At 64.9% G+C, this 21,862-nt stretch carries 13 protein-coding genes; 5 read left to right on the top strand and 8 right to left on the bottom strand.

Features of this window, described 5'->3' with window-relative positions; genetic code table 11:
- The first annotated feature begins 258 nt into the window (after nt 1-258).
- Entirely contained in the window at nt 259-3,297 is a 3,039-nt protein-coding gene (locus NQ204_RS14855) for a TonB-dependent receptor (protein WP_256644278.1), read from the top strand.
- Between the two features lie 126 nt (nt 3,298-3,423).
- Here the strand turns inward: NQ204_RS14855 and NQ204_RS14860 are convergent, their stop codons facing one another.
- The 5 genes from NQ204_RS14860 to NQ204_RS14880 form a co-directional block, all read right to left on the bottom strand.
- Entirely contained in the window at nt 3,424-5,430 is a 2,007-nt protein-coding gene (locus NQ204_RS14860; protein WP_256644279.1) for a M13 family metallopeptidase, read from the bottom strand.
- A gap of 183 nt (nt 5,431-5,613) precedes the next feature.
- Nucleotides 5,614-7,719 carry a M13 family metallopeptidase gene (locus NQ204_RS14865; RefSeq protein WP_256644280.1) on the bottom strand — a complete coding sequence of 702 codons (2,106 nt, stop codon included), beginning with the start codon at nt 7,717-7,719 and terminating at the stop codon, nt 5,614-5,616.
- A 187-nt stretch (nt 7,720-7,906) separates the two neighbouring features.
- Complete coding sequence (locus NQ204_RS14870) at nt 7,907-10,879, bottom strand: TonB-dependent receptor plug domain-containing protein (protein WP_256644281.1); 2,973 nt, start codon at nt 10,877-10,879, stop codon at nt 7,907-7,909.
- Between the two features lie 379 nt (nt 10,880-11,258).
- Complete coding sequence (locus tag NQ204_RS14875; RefSeq protein WP_256644282.1) at nt 11,259-14,138, bottom strand: TonB-dependent receptor domain-containing protein; 2,880 nt, start codon at nt 14,136-14,138, stop codon at nt 11,259-11,261.
- Nucleotides 14,139-14,326: 188 nt separating this feature from the next.
- Entirely contained in the window at nt 14,327-16,348 is a 2,022-nt protein-coding gene (locus tag NQ204_RS14880; RefSeq protein WP_256644283.1) for an alpha/beta hydrolase family protein, read from the bottom strand.
- A 143-nt stretch (nt 16,349-16,491) separates the two neighbouring features.
- On the opposite strand from NQ204_RS14880, the gene apbC reads away from it, so the two are divergent.
- Both apbC and dcd read left to right on the top strand, forming a co-directional pair.
- A complete protein-coding gene (apbC, locus tag NQ204_RS14885; RefSeq protein WP_305888434.1) occupies nt 16,492-17,388 on the top strand; it encodes an iron-sulfur cluster carrier protein ApbC in 897 nt (298 codons plus the stop codon).
- Between the two features lie 79 nt (nt 17,389-17,467).
- Nucleotides 17,468-18,040: a dCTP deaminase gene (gene dcd / locus NQ204_RS14890; protein WP_079222647.1), complete on the top strand. Its 573-nt coding sequence runs from the start codon at nt 17,468-17,470 to the stop codon at nt 18,038-18,040.
- Nucleotides 18,041-18,124: 84 nt separating this feature from the next.
- Here dcd and NQ204_RS14895 read toward each other — a convergent pair whose 3' ends face one another.
- Genes NQ204_RS14895 through NQ204_RS14905 form a run of 3 tightly spaced genes read right to left on the bottom strand, consistent with a single transcriptional unit; the run spans nt 18,125 to nt 19,398 of the window.
- A complete protein-coding gene (locus NQ204_RS14895; RefSeq protein WP_165835665.1) occupies nt 18,125-18,292 on the bottom strand; it encodes a LiaI-LiaF-like domain-containing protein in 168 nt (55 codons plus the stop codon).
- A gap of 15 nt (nt 18,293-18,307) precedes the next feature.
- Nucleotides 18,308-18,730 carry an HIT domain-containing protein gene (locus tag NQ204_RS14900; protein ID WP_256644285.1) on the bottom strand — a complete coding sequence of 141 codons (423 nt, stop codon included), beginning with the start codon at nt 18,728-18,730 and terminating at the stop codon, nt 18,308-18,310.
- Complete coding sequence (locus NQ204_RS14905; protein WP_079222645.1) at nt 18,727-19,398, bottom strand: dienelactone hydrolase family protein; 672 nt, start codon at nt 19,396-19,398, stop codon at nt 18,727-18,729. Before NQ204_RS14905 ends, NQ204_RS14900 begins: the two co-directional genes overlap by 4 nt.
- Before the next feature lie 205 nt (nt 19,399-19,603).
- Here NQ204_RS14905 and rimO point away from each other — a divergent pair, with 205 nt between their 5' ends.
- Nucleotides 19,604-20,965, top strand: coding sequence for a 30S ribosomal protein S12 methylthiotransferase RimO (gene rimO / locus NQ204_RS14910; RefSeq protein WP_256644286.1), 1,362 nt, complete (start codon nt 19,604-19,606; stop codon nt 20,963-20,965).
- Nucleotides 20,962-21,795, top strand: a complete 834-nt coding sequence (locus tag NQ204_RS14915; protein WP_256644287.1) for a DUF3025 domain-containing protein — start codon at nt 20,962-20,964, stop codon at nt 21,793-21,795. Before rimO ends, NQ204_RS14915 begins: the two co-directional genes overlap by 4 nt.
- Nucleotides 21,796-21,862 lie beyond the last annotated feature (67 nt).

Here is a 21,862-nt window from a genome sequence, read left to right on the forward strand (position 1 = left end):
TTTCGGGATCAGCGCGCCCGCGCCGCGCATAAGCGGTCAAATGAATGCTGGAATGTCTCAGTTAAATGAAATGTAAATGAATGTTTTGATTTGTATCAAAACAAAGTCAATAAAATCAAACACATAAAATATTGTCCGGTAGGCCTTGCAAGTTAAACTTTTATGAAATTAATATCCTATTCAGCTGTTTTCATGATCGAACATCGATGCAGCGAGCCTGAAACGTAAGTGTGTCTTTTCACGAAACAAGGAAATTCCATGACCTACAGCAAGACGGCCATCCGGCTGAAGCGCACGGCACTGGCCGTTGTCCTGACCTCGTTCGTCGGCGCCGCAGCGGCGCAGAGCACCACCGGTTCCCTGTATGGCAACGCCCCGGCCGCTGCAGGCGCCACGGTGGTCGTGCAGAGCGATTCGGGTCTCAAGCGAAGCGCCAACGTCGATGCAAACGGCCGCTACACCCTGGGCTCGCTGCCGGTGGGCCGTTACTCCATCAGCCTCGAGCGTGACGGGCAGGTGGTCGAGAAGCGTGACAACGTGCTGCTGAAGGTCGGCGTCGGCACGGAAGTTTCCTTTGGCCAGTCCGCCACCGGCGGCGCCACCAACCTCGACGCAGTGAACGTCACTGCAGCCAACATTCCGAAGATCGACGTGACCAACACGGTCTCCAAGTCGGTCATCACCTCCGAACAGCTGGACGTGCTGCCGCTGGGCCGCAGCGCCGAAGCCATCGCGCTGCTCGCGCCGGGCGTTGTCGCCGGCAGTGGTGAGTTCTCCAATGGTTCGCGCGCGGTGCTGTCGTTCGGTGGCTCCAGCGTCACCGAGAACGCCTACTACCTCAACGGCTTCAACGCGACCAATCCGCTCAGCGCGATGGGTGGTGTCAGCCTGCCGTACGGCTCGATCGACCAGCAGGAAACCTTCATGGGTGGCTACGGTGCGGGCTACGGCCGCTCCACCGGTGGCGTGATCAACCAGCTCGGCAAGCGCGGCACCAATGAATGGAAGTTCGGCTTCCAGACCACCTGGTCGCCCGACTCGCTGGCGGAATCGCCGCGCGACATCTACTACCCCGATCACACTGCGCCGCAGGGGTTCGAGCTCGAGGATGATACCGGCACCGTGGCCGGCTCCCTGTATCGCTCGCGCAAGGGCGACAAGGCGACCCGCACCTCCTACAGCGGCTATGTCAGCGGCCCGCTGGTCGAGGACCGTCTGTTCATCCATCTCGCCGCCGAGAAGGATCGCACTGAAGGCGTTTCCACCAGCGCCGGTGAAGCCGCGCAGCAGGTCCGCAGCCATTACGCCTACGACACGCCGAAGTTCTACGGCAAGATCGACTGGAACATCAACGACAGCAATACACTGGAGTACACCCGGGTCGAGAACACGGACCGCTACGGCGCCTACTACCGTGACTTCGACTACGAGACGATGAGCGAGGGCGAGCGCAACGGGACCTTCGCCAACACGACCAAGCTCAAGGACCAATTCGACGTATTCAAGTACACCGGCTACCTGACCGATGACCTGACCCTGAGCGCCGTGTGGGGCCGCAGCAAGGAAAGCAACCTGGAGTTCAATCCGCTCGATTCGGCCAACGCCTACATCAGCGGTCCGACCAACCAGGATCCGTCGATCACCGGCGGCACGCCGATCCGCAACGACCAGACCGCGCTTTACACCAAGGCGTCGGATGCTGGCAGCAAGACCCGCGGCCTGCGTGCGGACCTGCAGTACCGCATCGGCAGCCACGAGCTGACCGCCGGCATCGACAACATGACCTACCAGGGCAACAGCGAAGGCCAGGCCATGACCGGCCCGGGCTACGCGTGGATCTATTCGCGCATCGCACCGGGTTCGTCGCCGGCGCCGGCCTTCGATATCGCCGCGCCGGGTGGTGATGGGTACTACGTGCAGAAGTACATCTTCTCCACCACCACCAGCATGTCGGTGGAGCAGAAGGCCTACTACCTGGAAGACCGCTGGCAGGTCAGCCCGAACTGGCTGCTGACCCTGGGCCTGCGCAATGACAAGTTCACCAACTACAACAGCTCGGCCATCGCCTATGTCGAGAGCGGTGACCAGTGGGCGCCGCGCCTGGGCGCCAGCTGGGATGTCTTCGGTGATTCGTCGATGAAGGTGTTCGCCAACCTGGGCCGCTACTACCTGGCCCTGCCGAACAGCGTGGCCATCCGTGGCGCGTCGGCATCGACCTATACCCGTGAATACTTCACCTACGGTGGCATCGATGCCAACGGCAACCCTACCGACCTGACAGCGCTGGGCCCGGGCCCGGTGTCGACCAACAACGAGTATGGCGTTGCGCCTGACCCGCTGTCGGTGGCGCCGACCGACCTGAAGTCGCAGTACCAGGACGAGTTCATCGTGGGCTTTGAGAAGACCCTGGGTTCGTCCTGGAACTCTGGTGCCAAGTTCACCTATCGTCGCCTGCAGGCAGCAATCGACGACACCTGCGACTCCGACCAGATCTACGCCAAGCTCGAGTCGATGGGTATCGATTCAAGCGGCATGGAAGTGCCGGGCTGCGTGATCTTCAACCCGGGCAAGACCAACACCTTCATGGTCAAGCACGCCGATGGTTCGGGCTACACCCCGGTGCAGATGAGCTCGTCGGACTGGGGTTACAACGGCAACAAGGCCAAGCGCAGCTACGTCGCCGTCGATCTGTTCATCGAACATCCGCTGAGCGACAAGTGGTACGGCCGCCTGGACTACACCTGGTCGCGCAACTTCGGCAACACCGAGGGCCAGGTCAAGTCGGACATCGGCCAGGACGACGTGTCCAAGACCCAGGACTGGGATTCCTACTACCTGATGGAGTACGCCGGTGGCTACCTGGCCAACGATCGTCGCCACCAGCTGAAGGGCTACGGCGCGTATCAGTTCAACGATGAGTGGACGGCGTCGGCCACCATGCTCATCTCGTCGGGCATGCCGAAGAGCTGCCTGGGCTACTACGGTGCGGATGGCAGCGATCCGATCGGCTATGAGTCTGCGTACCACTACTGCAACGGCCAGCCGTCGCGTCCGGGTGATGCCGGCCGCCAGCCCTGGACCTATCGCCTGGACCTGGGCGTGATGTATCGCCCGACCTTTGCCGATCACAAGCTGGCCTTCGGCCTGGACGTGTTCAACGTGCTCAACCAGCGTCGCCAGCTGCAGTCCGATCCGTCGTATGAATCCGGTCAGCACACGATCTCCAACACCTATGGAATCGGCACCTACTACACCGCGCCGCGCTCTGTTCGCCTGACCGCGTCCTACGACTTCTGATGTAGAAACCGCTCTCTTTCAGCAGGACATTTGACCCCGGCATCTGCCGGGGTCTTCTTTTTGTAGGCGCCGCCGACGAAAAAGGCGCCCTCAGGCGCCTTTTCCGTTACCGCACCACGGCCAGGCTCAGCGCCAGACCTTGATCTGCTCGGCGTCGGTGCGCTGCATCGGCTGGCCGGCCTTGCAGCTGAAGGTCGCGCCGAAGGCCGGCAGGTTCGACAGCGGGCCGTTGGTGCGCCAGCGACCCGGTGCACGGATGTCGGCGGTCAGGCGGCGTGCGGCCTCGTTCGGCGACAGCTGCTGCGGCCACAGGGCGGCCCAGGCGCGGAAGAACCCCTGCTGCTGCGCCGGCTTGGCCTTCGGTTCCTGCGCGGCATACGCCGCCCAGGCCAGTTCCAGGCCGGCGATGTCGGCCAGGTTCTCTTCCTGGGTCAGCGTGCCATTGACCTTGGCACCCTTCACGCCAGGGAATTCATAGGCGCCGTACTGCGCGGCCACGCGGCTGCCGAGCAGGGTCCAGGCGGTCTTGTCGGCCGGGGTCCACCAGCTGCGCAGTTCACCCTTGGCATCGACCAGGGCGCCCTTGGCGTCGACGGCACGGTTCAGTTCGTGGCCGACCAGGCCACCGAAGCTGCCGAACTTGTCGGCGGCGTCGGCCTTGGCGTTGAACACCGGGCCCTGCAGGATCGCGGCAGTGACGATCAGGCGGTTCTGCGCCAGGTCGTAGGCCAGCGACGGCTGCTGCGGCAGCACGTCCCAGCGACGGTCGGCGTTGCCCTTGCCGATGCGCTTCATTTCCTCGCGATGGCGCCAGGTCGAAGCGATCAGCATGTTGCCGCCGAACGAGCCACGGCCCATCGGCTGCACGCTGTAATCCAGGTCGCGCAGCGGGGTGCCGATCTCGATCTTCAGTGCGGCCAGCTTGGCCTGTGCTTCGGCCTTGGCCTCGGCGCTCATCCAGGTGCTGTTCTTGACCGCCTCGATCTGCACTTCGCGCACCTTGTCGACGATCCACGCTGCCTGGCGGCGATCTTCGGCGGACAGGTAGCGGGCGGCGTACTCGCGGCCGACCATCGGGCCGGCGGCCACGTTGATGGCATCCAGCACGTTTTCCCAGCGCTGTGCGGGCAGGGTTTCACCGCGCAGCACGCGGCCGCGGAATTCGAACTCGGCGTCGCGGTAGGCCTTGGACAGGTACGGTGCCATCGAGTCACCCACGCGCCAGCGCAGGTAGGCCTTCCACTGCTCCGGCTTGAGCTTGGTGACCATCGTGTCGAGCTGCTTGAACAGGCCCGGGTCGGCCAGCGAGACCAGGTCGTCGTTCACGCCCTGCGCCTTCAGGAAGGCATCCAGCTGCAGGTTGCGGTAGCGGCTGTTGAGATCCTTGGTCGAGATCGGCGCGTAGTTGTTGAACGGATTGTTGATGCCGGCCAGCGACTGCGCGTTGCGCGCCAGTTCGGTTTCCAGTTCGATCACCGACTGCGACTCGGCATCCAGCTTGGCTGCCGGGGTGCCGGTCAGGGCCAGGATCTGCTTGACGTAGTTGCGGTAGCGGCCCATCAGGGCGACGGTGTCGGCGTCGGTACGGGTGTAGAACGCCGGGTCGGGCAGGCCCATGCCGCCCTGCATGAAGTAACCGATGTGGCGGTCCAGCGCCTTCAGGTCCACGTCCGGGCCGAAGTTGAAGGCCACCGGGATGCCGACCTGGTGCAGTGCGGCGATCGAGGCCGGGACGTCCTTGGCCTTCTTGATCGCGTTGATGCGGGTCAGCAGCGGGGCGATCGGGTTGGAGCCATCGGCTTCCACCGCGGCTTCGTCCAGGCCGCTGGCCCAGAAGTCGCCCAGCAGCTTCTGCACGTTGCCCTGCGGCGCTTTCATCGAGGCGTCCAGCAGTTCACGCTGCTGCTGGCGGCTGCGGTCGACCAGCTGGCCCAGCGCGGTGGCGGCGCCGGACTGCGGCACCGGGTTGGCCTTCAGCCAGTCCGCGTTGGTGGCATCGTAGAAATCGCTGCACTGGGCGCTGACGGCGGGGGCGCGCACGGCCTTCTTCTTGGCGGCGAACGCATCGTGGGTCGGGACCAGGGTCGCCAGGCTGATACCCAGGGCGACGGCAAGCGGACGGAAATTGGGCATGTAGAACGAATCCGTGATGGATTGAGGGCGGGCGAACTATAGCAAGCCGTGCATGGACACGGGATGCACGCGTCATGCGGCGTTCGCCGGGCATGGCCCGGCGCTACCGGGTGGTGTGCATGCAAAAACAAAGGCCCGGGAAATCCCGGGCCTTTGAGGGGTCACCTTTGCGTCAGCCGCGGCTTACCAGATCACCACCTGCTGGTCGCCGGTGCGGGCCATCGGCGAGCCGGCCTTGCACTGGAACGCAGCGGCGAAGGTCGGCAGGTTCGACGGCGCACCCATGGCGCGGAACTGCGCCGGGGCGTGCGGGTCGGTGGCCAGGCGGACCTTGGCGTTTTCCGCGGTGTACTTGGTGCGCCACACGGTGGCCCAGTTGAAGAAGAAGCGCTGGTCGCGGGTGAAGCCGTCGACATTGGGATCTTCCTTGCCGGCGGTAGCCTTCTGCAGGGCGTCGTAGGCGGTGGCCAGGCCACCCAGGTCGGCGATGTTCTCGCCCAGGGTCAGGTGGCCATTCACGGCCTGGCCGTCGACCTTGTACTGGTCGAACTGCTTGACCAGCTTGCCGGTCAGGCCTTCGAAGTTCTTCTTGTCAGCCGGGGTCCACCAGTCTTCCAGGTTGCCGCTCGGCCCGAAGCGTGCGCCCTGGTCGTCGTAACCGTGGGTCATTTCGTGGCCGATCACCGCGCCGATGCCGCCGTAGTTCAACGCGTCGTCGGCCTTCGGGTCGAAGAACGGCGGCTGCAGGATGGCGGCCGGGAACACGATCTCGTTCTGCAGCGGGTTGTAGTAGGCATTGACCGTCTGCGGGGTCATGCCCCACTCAGTCTTGTCCACCGGCTTGCCGACCTTGGACAGGTTGAACTTGTAGTTGAACTCGTTGGCCGCGCGCACGTTGCCCAGGTAGCTGTCGCGCTGGGTCTGCAGGCCGGCCCAGTCACGCCACTTGTCCGGGTAACCGATCTTCGGGGTGAAGGTTTCCCACTTGGCGATGGCCTTGGCCTTGGTTTCGTCGCTCATCCAGCTCAGGCCCTGGATGCGTTCCTTCAGCGACGCGGCCAGGTTCTTCACCAGTTCTTCCATCTTCGCCTTGGCTTCCGGCGAGAAGGCGACCTTCACGTACAGCTGGCCGAAGGCTTCGCCGGCATCATTCTCGATGGTGCCCAGCACGCGCTTCCAGCGCGGCTTCTGTTCCTTCTGGCCATTGAGGGTCTTGCCGTAGAACTCGTAGTTCTCCTGCACGAACGCATCGGCCAGGTACGGCGAGGCGCCGTCAACGGTGTGGAAGCGCAGGTAGGCACGCCAGACCGACGGATCGGTGTCGCCCAGTGCCTTGCTCACTTCCTCGTGGAAGGCCGGCATGGCCAGCGAGAACTTCTCCGGCGCGGCAACGCCCTGCGACTTGAAGAACTCGGTCCAGCTGAAGTTCGGGGTCAGCTTGTCGGCGTCGGCCAGGGTGAGCGGGTTGTAGAACAGCTCCACGTTGCGCGACAGTTCCACGCGCGACTTGGAGGCCTTGGCCAGGCGGGTCTCGAACTTGACCACGTCCTCGGCCTGCTTGGCGGCGTCGGCAGCGGCCACGCCCGACAGCTCCAGCACCTTGGCGACGTGCGCCTGGTAGGCCTTCAGCTTGTCGGCGTTCTTGGCATCGGTGTAGTAGGTGGTGTCCGGCAGGCCCAGGCCGCCCTGGCTGGCGTAGGCCATGTTCACGGCCGAGTTCTTGAAGTCGGCTTCGGCGCCGAAGCCGAACAGGATGTTCTCACCCTTGGCGGCGCTGGTGCGCAGGTAATCGGCGATGGCGGCCTTGTCCTGCAGGCCGTCGATGGCGGCCAGGTCGGCCTTCAGCGGCTCGATGCCCTGGGCGTTGATCTTGGCCTCGTCCATGCCGGTGGCCCACAGGTCGCCGACGATCTTCTCGATGTGGTTCGGGTTCTTGACCTGGGCGACCTGCTCGGCCAGCTGGTGCTGCACCGCTACCGAACGCTCGTCGAGGATGGTGAAGGCGCCCCAGCTGGTGCGGTCGCCCGGAATCTCATTGGCGGCCAGCCACTTGCCGTTGACGTAGTCGCCGAAGGCGCCGCAGGCGTCCAGCTTGCTGTCCAGGTCGCTGGCCTGGAAGGCGTTGTAGGCCGGCAGCTTGGCTTCGTCGAGCGTGTAGGCGGTGGCCTGCTCGGTGGCGGCCGGCGTGGAGGCGGCGGCGTCCTTTGCCGGGGTATCGGTCTTGCCGCAGCCGACCAGCGCGGCCGAAACGGCCAGGGTCAGCAGCACGATCTTGGGAGTACGGGTCACTTGTATGGCCTCCAGGCCGAGTGAGTCAGGGAAGGGCCGCAGGACGGCCGTGGGCCGAACGATACGCCGCCGGCCCGTCATGCAAGGGTGTCGAAGGTCATGGCCGGGCGCAAGGGCCGGGCGGGGCCCATAAAAAGACAGACCCGGCAAAAGCCGGGCCTGTCGGGGTATTGCGGTCCTGACGGGATCAGAACTTGTAGGTCACGCCCACGTAGGCATAACGGCCGACCATGTCGTAGTAGGACGAGCCCAGATCGGTGCCGAAGTAGTTCACCGGCGGATCCTTGTCGAACACGTTGTCCACGCCCAGGTAGACCTCCACGCCGGAGTCCGCGATCTTATAGCCGACCTGCATGTTGTGGTACAGGTACGACGGGTTGCGGATCGGGCTCTGCGAACCCGGGTTGGACTTGTAGCTGTCCGGGGTCACGCGCAGGTTGCCGTCGACGTAGAGCATGTCCCACTTGGCGCGGAAGTTGCCCAGGTCATAGTTGACATTGAACTGGCCGCGCCAGCGCGGATCGCTGTAGTAGGTGACGTACTCGGTGAACTCATCCGGGAACGCCTGGAAGGCCCACTCACGCGACTGGATTAGGCGGGTACCGACCAGGCGCAGGGTGGTGTTGCCGCCTGCCAGCTGGAAGCGGTAGTCCATTTCCAGGTCGACGCCGACGCGGCGGGATTTGGCCAGGTTCTCGGCCAACGCGGTCCAGCCGATGATGCTGTACGGCGTGCCTGCGGTGCCGCTGGCGCGGACGACCGTGTTGCAGAACGAGTTGTTCTGCACGCCGCCGGGCGAGTCGACGCAACGGGTAGCGTTGGTCTGCGCGGACACCGAACCGATCGCGTCTTCCAGCGTGATGCGCCAGTAGTCGATCGACATGCCGAACCCTTCGAAGAACTCAGGCTGCCACACGAAGCCCATGGTCACCGACTTGGAGCGTTCCGGCTTCAGGTCCGGGTTGCCGCCACTCACGCCCGGGCGGGTAGCGGTGTAGGTGTCGACCCAGTTGTTCGGAATGCCCAGTGCCGCGCAGTTTGCGGCACGCAGCGCCGGGTCCTTCGCCGTGCTCGGACGGTTGGAGTTGGTCGACAGCGTGTTGCAGGGGTCGTTGATGGTGGCGAAGTTCTGCGACTGCGGGTTGAACAGTTCGCCGATGCTCGGCGCGCGGACGGCCTTGGCCAGGCTGGCGCGGAAGCGCAGGGAGCTCAGCACTTCCCAATCCAGGCCGACGTTCCAGGTCTTGGTTTCGCCGATGGTGCTGTAGTCCGAGTAACGGCCGGCCAGATCCAGGTTCAGGCGGCGGATGCCCGGGATGTCGGCCAGCAGCGGCACCGAGGTTTCCACGAAGGCTTCCTTGGTGTCGTACTCGCCACCACGGCTCGGGATGGCGTTCAGGAAGGTCAGGCCCATCGCCGACAGCGGATCGGTGTTTTCCTGGCTCTGTTCCTTGCGGTACTCCACGCCTGCTGCGATGCCCATGTCACCGGCCGGCAGCGAGAACAGCGAGCCGTTGGCCACCGAGGCGCTGAACACCTGCTGCTTCAGCTTGGACTGGTTCAGCGAGTTGGTGTTGAACCATGCAGCTGCTTCCGGGCTGACCTTGCCGTTGCCCATCACGTTGAACGGAACGCAGCCGGCGACCAGGGCGGCCGAGTAGGCGCGGCCGGTATACGGGTTGATGGCGTTGGGGTTCAGCGTCGAGCGGCAGACGATCTGGCCATTGGCCGGATTGATGACCGCATCAAGACCTGCCTGCCAGCGTTCTTCGATTCGGTTGTTGACGTTGACGCGGTCGATGGTGGTCTGGCCGAAGTTGGCCGAAGCCTCGTAGGTCCAGTCGGCGCCCAGGTTGCCTTCAAGGCCCAGCACGGCACGTGCGGTTGCGCGTTCGACGTTCTCGCCACGACGGCCGGAATCGACGTTGAAGCGCGACAGGAGCAGGGTGCTCAGGCCGTTGGCGTCCATCAGGGCACCCAGCTCCGGGGTCACGTACGCGTTGTCGCGCTGGATGCGCAGGGCGCGTACGGTGCCCACCTGGTCGAAGGTCGGCTGGCCGAAGAACTCCGATTCGGTCTTGGTGTACTTGCCTTCGAAGAACAGGCGGTGGTCGTCGTTCAGATCGAAGTTGACGGCGGTGTTGAAGCTGAAGCGGTTGAATGCCGGCTCCAGATCCGCGACGGCATTCAGATCGGCGAAATCGCAGTTCGTGCAGGTGTTCGCACTGACGATCGTGCCGTCATAGCGGTTCTTGCGGAACGTGCCATCGGGATTGAACAGGTAGCGGTTCGATCCATCCGCACGGAATGCGCCGAGAGTGAAGGTACCGCCGTAGGACAGCGCATGGTTGCCGCCCGGACCCTGCAGGATGGTCTGCGGGTTGCTTTCGCTCGGCGGCTTGGTGCGGTCATAGTCCGGGTTGTTGACCGTGGTCAGGAACTCACGGCCGATCGCGCGGTCGCCACGGCCGTAGCGGCCCTGGGTGCTGTACTCCATTGCGATGGCGGCGTTGCCGCGGCCGTCGGCGAACTCCTTGCCGCCGGAGAAGGCGATGAAGGAACGGTCGAAGCTGCCTTCCGAAGCAGCGCCACGCTGGGCGCGCAGTTCGAACCCGTCGAACTTCTTCTTCATGATGAAGTTGACCACGCCAGCGACGGCATCGGCGCCGTACACGGCCGAGGCGCCGCCGGTGATCACTTCAACGCGCTCGATCCACTCGACCGGGATGGTGTTGACGTCCACCGAGGTCGAACCCGGGCTGGAGCCGACATGTCGGCGACCGTTGACCAGCACCAGCGTGCGGGACGGACCCATGCCGCGCAGATCCATCAGGCCCAGGCCGGCAGTACCGATGAAGCGGGTGGAGTTGCCCAGGGTGTAGGTCGGGGTCAGCTGCGGCATCTTGGACATCAGATCGCCGATGTTCACCGCGCCGGTGCCACGGATTTCCTCGGCCGAGATGGCCGTCACCGGCGAAGGGGTGACGAAACCGGTACGCGCGATACGCGAGCCGGTAACGGTGACCTTGTCCAGGTCGACGGCCTTGTTGCCGGTCGACTCGGCGTCCTGGGCGAAGGCCGGTGCTGCAGCGGCGGCCATCAGGCCGGCCAACAGGGCGCAGGTCAGCGGGTGGCGACCGGGCGTGCGGTGAATCGTCATGCGTGAAACCCCCTAATGGATGTGAATGCTGGCTTCCGTGCCGTAGTTCTGTGTGCGTTCATGTGTCGTCCTGACTCGACTCGAACCTAACACGGTCTTAACGAGAAATGCATGTTTCCGTCACGCATTGACGCACTTCGTGTCCCAGTTGTTCATCAAATTGCAACAAGTACAGTGGCTTAGTCTCAGTTGTGATGGTTACGTCTGTGAGCCGATGATGGAGATGAATAGGGTATTAAGCGACGCTTTGCGCAGAAGTGGCGTGGGCTTTGCGCAAGCTGGCATTTCGCGCGTCTGCCCGCGCCGTGCCGGCTGCCGGGCTGAAGACAAAAGAAAAGGGCGGCCGAAGCCGCCCTTTTCATGTTGACGTTGTCGCCGGTCAGAACTTGTAGGAAACCCGGGCGAAGAACGTGCGGCCGTACCAGTCGTACTGCGATGCGTACAGCGGGGTGTTGCCGTAGCGGGTACCGGCGGTGTTGGAAATCAGGTCCGGTGCCTTGTCGAACAGGTTGCGCACGCCGACCATCAGGCTCCAGTCGTCCATGTTGTAGGCCACCGAGACGTTGTGGCGGAACTGCCAGCCGGCCTTGATGTCGCGCGTTGCGTTCTGGTAGCCGGAGTAGGTGAAGGTCCGGTCCAGGTCCTTGTTCTGCGTGCTGCTGTTGTAGACACCCTGCCAGTTGAAGGCCCAGTCACCGCGCTCCAGGCTCACGCTGGCCAGGCCGACGGTCTTCGGACGGCCGATGTAGCCCACCTGGTCTGAGGTGGTGAAGCCACTGTCAGCTGCCGAGTCGAACAGCTGGTAGGTGTCTTCCAGCGTGTAGGTGACCTGCGCTTCGGCGGACAGCTTGCCGAAGGCGAAGTCGTTGTCGTAGTTGATCTGCAGGTCGTAGCCGCGGGTACGCTCGCGGTTGATGTTCACGTACTGGTTGTAGACGGTGGTGATCTGGTTCGGATTGGCCGGATCGGTCGGGCTGTTGCGTACCAGGTTGCTGCAGAACGAGTTCGGGTACACGGCCGAACCGTAGCAGCCGAACACGATGTCGTATTCGTCAAGCTGGGTGATTTCGCCGCGCACGTCGTAGTCGAAGTAGTCCAGCGCGATGTTCAGGTTGGCGAAGGTCGGGCTCCACACCAGGCCCAGGGTCTTGGCCTTGGAGGTTTCCGGCTTCAGCTGGCCAGCACCGCCACCGGAGTAGATGGTGGCACTGCCGCCGCCGCCGGCGTAGTCGGACGGAATGCCCGCAGCACCACAGTTGGCGCGCAGGAAGTCGTTGTTGCTGTCGCCCCACAGGATGCAGGGATCGATCTGGTTCTGGGCGAGGAAGCCGGTCTGGTTACCCAGATACAGCTCATACAGGCCCGGGGCGCGGAAGGACGTGCCCATCGTGCCGCGGACGCGTAGCGAGGGCACGATCTGCCAGTTCACGCCGGTCTTCCAGACCTTGTCCGAACCCGACACGGAGTCATACTCGAACACGCGTCCGGACAGGTTGACCGACAGCGATTCGATGCCCGGAATGCCCTTCAGCAGCGGCACGTCCACTTCAGCAAAGGCTTCCTTTACCTTGTCGGTGCCCTTGGTGATGTCGGCGGTGCTGGAACCCCAGATGTTGCCCGAGCGCGAGAACTCCGATGGGGTGTCGTTGATCTTGTACTTGCGGAACTCGACGCCGAGGGCCGAGGCGACGTCGCCGGCTGGCAGCGTGAACAGGTTGCCGCTGAGGATGGCGTTCGCACTGGTCTGTTCGTACACGGTGTTGCCAGTGTGGTACTGGCCGATCGCGTTCACCAGCTCGTCCATGCGCTGGCCGCTCAGGAAGCCGGCGTTGAAGTAGTCAACCGGCATGTCGCCGCTGTTGTCGTAGGACAGGTCACCGGTGCGGCTCGCATCGATGGCCAGCCCGCCGTAATCGCCGCTGGAGCGGCTGTAGCCGGCATTGATTTCCCAGGCCCAGCTGTCGGTGGACTTGAACTGACCATCGAATTTGGTGGTGCCGTAGAAGTAGTCGACGGTGATCTTCTGGTCGCTCGGGAACGGCATGATGACCTGGAAGAGGTCATCGGCCGCTTCGCTGTACACGATCGGGAAGAACTGGCGCCAGGAGTGCGCCTTGGTCTCGCGGCGGTTGTACAGGAACTGCGTCTTCCAGTTGAAGCTGTCGAAGCTGAAATCGGTGGCGGCGTACAGCGTGGCGCGTTCGCGCTGGTTGATCACTTCCTGGTTATGGTAGAACGGGTAGTTCAGTACGTCCTCGTAATAGGCCGTACCACCGTTGGCGTAGGTGGGGGTCGGGCGCGGACGCGGGCGGTAGCCCGGGAACGGACCGACAGTGCTGCCATCGGGCGAGGGTACGTAGCGGATCGCCGAGTTGTTGTAGTTGATGATGGTATTGGCGTACAGGTTGCCGGTGCTGCAGCCTGCCAGGTCGGTGCCGGCCAGGATCGAACGATCCTCGCGGTCGATACGCTTGCCGTCAGTGCCCCACACCATGTCCTGGGCGCAGGAGAAGAAGTCACGGTCGCCCACGGTCAGGGCGTTCAGGCGGTCCCACTGGGCCGCAGCAACGATGCTGCCCTTTTCGAAGTTCCAGCCGTTGGCGATCGAGGCAGAGAACTGCTCGCCGCCGCCGTGCTGCGGGACGCTCATGGAGTAGGTCATCTCCGGGCGGTCGATGCTCTTCTTGGTGATCAGGTTGACCACGCCGGCCAGAGCGTCCGAGCCGTAGATGGAGGACGAGCCGTCCTTCACGATTTCAATGCGCTGCAGGATGGCCTGCGGAATGACGTTCAGGTCGAATGAGCCGACCTGGCCGCGGGTACCGGCCGGGCCGGGGCGCTGGCCGTCGAGCAGGACCAGGGTGCGGTTGGCGCCCAGGCCACGCAGCGAGACGGTCTGCACGCCGGTGCCGCCTTCGACGACGAAGCCGCCGAACTGGTTGTTCATCTGGGTCGAGCCAGCGGCGATCGCCGAGGTCTGCAGGAAATCAGCGGTGTCGAACTGACCGGAGGCGATGCTCTTGTCGATCGAGATGACCTGCACCGGCGAGGTGGTTTCGTACTCCGGGCGCTTGATGAGCGAACCGGTGACGCTGATGGCATCCAGGTTGGTGGCGTTCTTGGACGCGCTGCTCGACGTGGTCGTCGGCTGCTGCGGTTCCGCTTCCTGGGCAAAGACCGGCGCGGCCTGCAGGCATGCGAGGACGGCGAGGGTCAATGGGACGCGGCTTGGCTTGATCTGGCGATTGGCTGTGCGCATTTCGGTTGGATCCCCACTTGTTATGCTTCGGTTAAGCGAGTGTAAGTAGGACGTTAGCTAAATGCAATATGAATACGAAAATTTATAACGCGTTGTTTTTAAAAGACATCTTTGGCTTTTGAAACAAAAAACCCTCTCGGTTCAGGAGCGAGAGGGTTTTTCTTCACATCTTTGTGTTAGCGGTGAAATCAGAGGCCGCCGGGGCCGCAGTCGTTCTTCAGGAACGATTCGATCAGGCCCAGCGTCTCGCGCTGCTGGCGCGGGTACCACGGCATGCTGTGCTGCTGGTCGGCGATCAGGTGGAACTTCGCCGGCACCTTGCCTTTGACCGCGTCGTAGAAGCCCTGTGCGTGGAACGAGGGCGTGCGCACGTCGCGGTCACCGACGAAGAGCATGACCGGGATGTTGGCCGACGCGGTGTTGCGCATCGGATCCATGCCCTTGACGGTCTGCCCCTGCAGGATGCGCTGCAGGCGGTTGTCGCTCCACGACGTGCCTAGACGGGCCAGGTCGGTCACCGGCGCACCTGCGATGGCGCACTGGTACGGCGAGTTCGGTCGCACCGTCGCCGCAGCAGCGGCGAAACCACCGTAGGAGTAGCCGAAGATCGCGATGCGGTCCTTGGCAGCGAAGCCCTGCGACACCAGCCAGGCGGCACCATCGTCGTTGTCGTCGGACATCTTCTGGCCCCATTCGCGGTCGCCGGCGATCCACAGCGCGCGACCCAGGCCCGACGAACCGCGGTACTGCGGGCGAAGCACCGCGTAGCCGCGCGAGGTCAGCAGTGCGATCCAGCCCGAGGCGTCCCACTGCACGTAGTCGCGCGCCCAGGGGCCGCCATGCGGGTTGACGATGGCCGGCGGTGCCGGGTCGCCGTCCTTCCAGCCCTGCGGCAGGTCCAGGATGGCGGGAATCTCGCGCCCGTCGCGGGCCTTGTAGGTGACCCAGCGCTCTTCACCGGTGGCGCCCTTGGCGATCCATGGGCGCTCGCTGCCCAGGCTGACCACATTCTTGCGGTCCAGCAGCAGGAAGTAGCTGGTGGGCGCATCAGGGCCGACGGCGCGGAACAGGATGCGCGAGAAATCATCGTTGTAGCGGGCGATTTCCACCTGGCGGCCGCCAGCGGCCTGCTTCAGTGTGTCCTGGATCGACTTCAGGGTCGGGTCCACGTACACCGTCTGCGCGCTGGGGCCATCGATGGTGAAGCCCACGACCTGGTTGAAGGTCTTCGGCTGGGTGCTGAACACCAGGCTGGCGATGGAGAAGTTCGGGTTGGCGAGGACGGGCTCGGGGTCGAACTTCTGCAGCTTTGCGTCGTAGAGATGGACCTGGACCTTGTCCGAGAACAGGTCGGTCAGGATGTAGTACTTGCCGGTGGCGTCATCCACGCCGGCCAGCTCCACCGTGTGCCGGTTGGACAGCTTGGACAGCAGGGGCTTCTGCAGCACGAACTGGCCGGACGACGGGTCCAGGATCAGCACCTGCTGCTCGTAGTCGCCGCTGACCGGTTCGATCTGCGCCTTGGCCAGCACCTTGCCGGTGCGCGCGTCGAACAGCGCGGGCTGGGCGCGCGTGCCGCCGCGGAACAGCAGCTCGGTTTCCTTGGTCTTGAGGTTGTACAGATAGTAGTTGGCGGTCAGCGAGATTTCGCTCAGCTGGCGGATGATCACCCGGTCCGGATCCAGCGGCAGCATGTTGACCAGCGACGCGGTGCCACCCAGTTCAAGGCAGCGCTGGGTCTGCTCGCTGACGCCCAGCTTGCGGGTGTTGTCGGCGAAGGCTTCGCCGAAGTCCTTCTGGGTCGTGTCGGTCAGGTAGGTCTTGACCACGAAGGTCTTGGTCGCGCCGGAAACACTGCCTTCGCCACAGCCGCCCAGCTGGCCGGTCCATTCCTGGCGGCCGACAGCGAGGATGCGGTCGGATTTCAGCGCCGCGGCGGCGATGAACTTCATGCGGTCGCCGGATGGCGTGACCACCTTCGGGCCGCCGGACAGGCTGTCGGTGTCCCAGCTGGCCAGCGCGGTTTCTTCCGGGTTGGCCGGGGACGGGATCAGTGCGACCAGGTGCTTGCCGTCAGGGCTCATCGAAACCGACTGCAGCGCGGGCAGGCGCGCCAGGTCTTCAATAGGGACGGGGGCGGCGTGGGCAGAGGTGCCGGCCAGGGCCAGGGCCAGGGCGGTACCAAGGCGGAAGCGGGGAATCACGTGCATTTCTTGTCCTTGGGCTGCGCGTTGATCGAGGTCGAAAGCTGACTGATTGGTGAACGGATTCGGACGGTAGCAGATGTTCGGTAGGCGCGTCAGTGCCAACCGGAGCGCGCTGATCGCCTGGCCCGGCGGGTCCAACTTGTATGATGGGAGGTTGCCCGCCCCATGAACCGCTTCCGGAGTCCGCAGTGAACAGCCCCGCCCGTCGTCCCCATGCCAGCCAGGTGCAGAAGGGCCTTTCGCCCCATGCGCGCATCCGCAACGTGATCGCGGTGGGATCGGGCAAGGGAGGCGTGGGCAAGTCCACCACCTCGGTGAACCTGGCCGTGGCGCTGCAGCAGCTCGGTGCCCGCGTGGGCGTGCTCGACGCCGATATCTACGGCCCCAGCGTGCCCGCGATGCTCGGCCTGTCCGGGCGCCCGGAAAGCCCGGACAACAAGAGCATCGAGCCGATGCGCGCGTTCGGCGTGGACACCATGTCCATCGGCTACCTGGTGGAAGACGAGACGCCGCTGATCATGCGCGCACCGCGGGCGACCGCCGCCCTGACCCAGCTGTTCGAAGACACGCTGTGGGACGACCTGGACTATCTGCTGATCGACCTGCCGCCGGGTACCGGTGACATCCAGCTGACCCTGGTACAGAAGATTCCGCTGGCCGGTGCGGTCATCGTCACCACGCCGCAGGACATCGCCACGCTGGATGCAAAGAAGGCGCTGAAGATGTTCGAGAAGGTGGAGGTGCCGGTGCTGGGCATCGTCGAGAACATGGCCGTGCACACCTGCAGCAACTGCGGCCATGTCGAGCATCTGTTCGGCGAGGGCGGTGGCGAGCGCATGGCCGCGCAGTACGGCGTGCCGCTGCTGGGGTCGCTGCCGCTGCAGATCGACATCCGCGAACAGGGGGATGCCGGCAGCCCGATCACCGTCGCCCAGCCCGAGTCGACCGTGGCCCAGGCCTACCGCCGCGCCGCCGAGCGCCTGGTTGAGGAGGTGGGCAAGCGCCCGCGTGCCTCGATCCAGATCCTGTCCTCGCTGCTGTAAGGCCAGGCTTGCGGGGCTGCGGCGTGCGTGCCCGGCCCCCTGCTAGAATCCACGCGCCCCCTCGTACCCAGGACAAAGCATGAGCATCAAGAGTGACCGTTGGATCCGCCGTATGTCCGAGCAGCACGGCATGATCGAGCCGTTCGAGGCCGGGCAGGTGAAGCACGCCAACGGCGAGCGCATCGTCAGCTACGGCACCTCCAGCTATGGTTACGACGTGCGCTGCTCGCGCGAGTTCAAGGTGTTCACCAACATCAACTCCACGATCGTCGACCCCAAGCACTTCGACCCGGGCAGCTTCGTGGACATCGTCGGTGATGAGTGCATCATCCCGCCGAACAGTTTTGCGCTGGCGCGTACGGTGGAGTACTTCCGCATCCCGCGCGACACCCTGGTGGTGTGCCTGGGCAAGAGCACCTATGCCCGCTGCGGCATCATCGTCAACGTGACCCCGCTGGAACCGGAGTGGGAAGGCCACGTGACCCTGGAGTTCAGCAACACCACGCCGCTGCCGGCGCGCATCTACGCCAACGAAGGCGTGGCCCAGATGCTGTTCTTCCAGGCGGCGGCCGATGACGTCTGCGAGACCTCGTACAAGGACCGCGGCGGCAAGTACCAGGGCCAGACCGGCGTGACCCTGCCGCGCACCTGAGCAACAGATGGGTAGCGCCGGGCCATGCCCGGCGTTTTCGTATGGGTCGCGTTGTGCATTCGCCGGGCATGGCCCGGCGCTGCCTTACTTGCCGCGCCCGAACAGCATCGCGATGCCGACACCGACCAGGCCGACCGGCCACCAGGTCAGGAACAGCTTGGACAGGTTCAGGTGCGTCCAGCCCAGGTTGCTGGCGAGCATGAACAAGCCGATCAGGATCAGCAGGATGGCGGCGACGAGATTGAAGCGCATCGGGTCGTCAAAGGCTCAGGGGTGGGCCGGATATCCTAGCCGTTCCTTCCAGTAGGCGACATGCTGGTCCAGTGCGGCCGGCTCGTAGCGGTGCGCCGGACCACTGCCCCAGACGGGGCCCGGCCACGCCGGATCGCCGTCGTGGCGGCCGATCACGTGGAAATGCAGCTGGCGCACGATGTTGCCCAGCGCGCCGATGTTGATCTTCTCTACCCCGTCCGTGCCGTGCAGGGCCTTGCAGGCGCGGTTGAGTTCGGTGCGCAGCTTGTCCTGCTGCTCGCCGTCCAGCTCGATCCATTCGGTGATCCCGGCCAGGCGCGGCACCAGCACCAGCCAGGGGAATCGTTCGTCGTTCATCAACCGCACTTGCGACAACGGGCCTTCTGCTATCAGGACGCTGTCGGTGGCCAGGCGTGAATCCAGTTCGAAATCGCTCATCCAAGATGCTCCGTGAAGAAGTCCAGGGTGCGTTGCAGCGCCAGGGCGGCGCTGTCTGGATCATACGCATGTCCGACCTCCCGGTTGAAGGCGTGGTCGGCCGGATAGACGTAGGTGGCCATCTGCGGCAGCTTTTCGCGGTGGGCCTGCACGGCTTCCGGCGGGATGCTCTTGTCCTGGGCGCCGAAGTGGAAGATCACCGGGGCCTTGGGCGTTTCGTCGAGGAAATTGACGTTGCGGCCGCCGTAGTAGCTGGCCGAGGGGAGGCCTAGGCGCATCGCCGCCAGCAGGGCCACGCTTCCGCCCCAGCAGTAGCCGACGGTGCCGACCTTGCCGTAGGGCGCCAGGCGCGTCGCCGCGGCGCGCACCACTTCCAGCGCCTTCTCCATGCCCAGGGTGTTGACCCGCTCCAGGCCGTCCTTCACGCCCTCGGGGCTGTAGGGCAGGGCATCGGGGTCGGATTCCGGGCCATCGACCAGGTCGAAGAACGACGGTGCCAGCACCGCGTAGCCTTCGGCGGCGAAGCGCTCGGCCACCCCGCGCATGTGGGCGTTGACCCCGAAGATTTCCTGTATGACCACCAGCGCCGCGCGCGGCTTGCCCTCGGGCAGGACCTGCCAGGCGCGGACCGGGCCATGATGCGTATCCAGGGTGATCCATTCGGACATCGTCGGGTACCTCGTTGCAGGGGACAGGCCTGCATTGTCGACGCTGTCCGGGTTAGCGGCGTGTCAGCGGCTGTGCGCGATCAGGCGGCTGGCCGTTCAGAGCCCGGCCACCAACCCCGCTATACTGGCGCCCTTTCAGGCCCCGGCCCCCAGGACCCCCTGCCATGCTGGCAGGGGCCCAGGCCCCCAGAGTCCCGCGATTTCCATGTCCCAGCTGAACCCCAAAGTCGGCTTCGTCAGCCTTGGCTGCCCGAAAGCCCTTGTCGATTCCGAGCGCATCCTGACCCAGCTCCGTTCGGAAGGGTATGACATCGTCCCGTCCTACGATTCGGCCGACGTGGTGGTGGTCAACACCTGCGGCTTCATCGATTCGGCGGTGACCGAATCGCTGGACGCCATCGGCGAGGCGATGAACCAGAACGGCAAGGTCATCGTCACCGGCTGCCTGGGCAAGCGCCCGGAGCAGATCCGCGAGGCGTACCCGAACGTGCTGGCGGTGTCCGGCCCGCAGGACTACCAGAGCGTGATGGAAGCAGTGCACAAAGCGCTGCCGCCCAAGCACGATCCCTTCGTGGACCTGGTGCCCGACTACGGCATCAAGCTGACCCCGCGCCACTACGCCTACCTGAAGATTTCCGAGGGCTGCAACCACAAGTGCAGCTTCTGCATCATCCCGTCGATGCGCGGCAAGCTGGTCTCGCGCCCGGTGGATGAGGTGCTGCGCGAAGCCGAGCGCCTAGTGCGCGGCGGCGTGCGCGAGCTGCTGGTGGTGTCACAGGACACCTCGGCCTACGGCGTGGACGTGAAGTACGCCGAGAAGATGTGGCGCGACAAGGCCTACCAGACCCGCCTGAAGGCGCTGTGCGAAGGCCTGTCCGAGCTCGATGCCTGGGTGCGCATGCACTACGTCTACCCGTACCCGCACGTGGACGAAGTGGTGCCGCTGATGGCTGAGAACCGCATCCTGCCGTACCTGGACATCCCGTTCCAGCACGCCAGCCCGCGCATCCTGCGCCTGATGAAGCGCCCGGGCGCGGTCGAGAAGACCCTCGAGCGCGTGCAGAACTGGCGCCGCATCGCCCCGGACATCACCTTGCGTTCGACCTTCATCGTCGGCTTCCCGGGCGAGACCGAGGCCGAGTTCGAAGAACTGCTGTCGTTCCTGGACGAAGCGCAGCTGGACCGCGTGGGCGCGTTCGCCTATTCGCCGGTCGAGGGTGCCACCGCCAACGACCTGCCCGACGCCGTGCCGGAAGAAGTGAAGCAGGAGCGCCTGGCGCGCTTCATGGAGAAGCAGGCGCAGATCTCCGCCGCGCGCCTGGAAGCCAAGATCGGCACCGTGCAGCAGTGCCTGGTCGATGCCATCGAAGGCGATATCGCCGTGGCCCGTTCCAAGGCCGATGCGCCGGAGATCGACGGCCTGGTGCACATCCAGAACGCCGACCAGGTGCCGCTGCGCGTGGGCGAGTTCGTCGACGTGGAGATCACCGAGAGCGACGAGCACGATCTGTACGGTGACGCGCTGGCCAGCGCCACGCGTCCGGCGTTCGACCTCAAGGTGCTGTGACCGCAGCGACGGCCGCCGGCGGCGACGCAGGCGGCCCTCGTCGCTTCATCCCGCCGCTGCGTGCGGCGGTCGATGCGAGGGTGTTCGAGCATCCGCTGTTCGATGGCGTGCGTGGCTTTGCCGATCTGCTGGCAGGGCCTGGTTGGCCGACCGTCGCTGCGCTCGATGCCCGGCTGGCCCTGCCTGGGCTGCAACTGGTCGAGCAGGATCCAGCGCTGCTGGCCGATGGCCTGCACTACGAAACCCGCATCGCCCAAGGCCGCCTCGCGACCCGCGCGGACAACTGGCACGACCTGTTCAACGCTCTGGTCTGGGCCAGCCTGCTGCCGCTCAAGCGCGTGCTCAATGCACGGCAGTGCCTGCACATCGCGGCGATGGCGCCCGGCCAGCGCAACCGCGCGCAGGCCGCGTTGACCCAGTTCGATGAAACCGGCGTGGTCGTGCAGGTGCGCGATGCTGCCGTGCTGGCTGCGTGGGACGCGCATGACTGGCGCGCACTGTTCGCTCCATCGCACTGGCGCGACGGCGATGTTTCCGTGGTGGCCGTGTTCGGCCATGCGCTGATGGAGCAGGCGCTGCTGCCCGGGCGCCTGCTGGTCGGCAAGTGCGTGGTGGTCCAGGGCGATGGTGAAGCGGGATGCATCGAGACGGTCACCCGAGCCATCGACGAGGGCAGGGTGCTGGGCGATCCGCTGCAGCTGCGGCCGCTGCCGTTGGCCGGTATTCCCGGCTGGCATGAGGTGCAGGATGCCGCCTTCTACGGGAATGCGGATTATTTCCGCCCGCTGCGCGCCGGCCGCCAGTACCCGCCGCCGCTGTTGCCTTTGTAGAGTCGGGGGGGGGGGGGGGGGGGGGGGGGGGGGGGGGGGGGGGGGGGGGGGGGGGGGGGGGGGGGGG

Origin of the sequence: Stenotrophomonas testudinis, from assembly GCF_024499815.1 — a bacterium.
Classification (GTDB): domain Bacteria; phylum Pseudomonadota; class Gammaproteobacteria; order Xanthomonadales; family Xanthomonadaceae; genus Stenotrophomonas.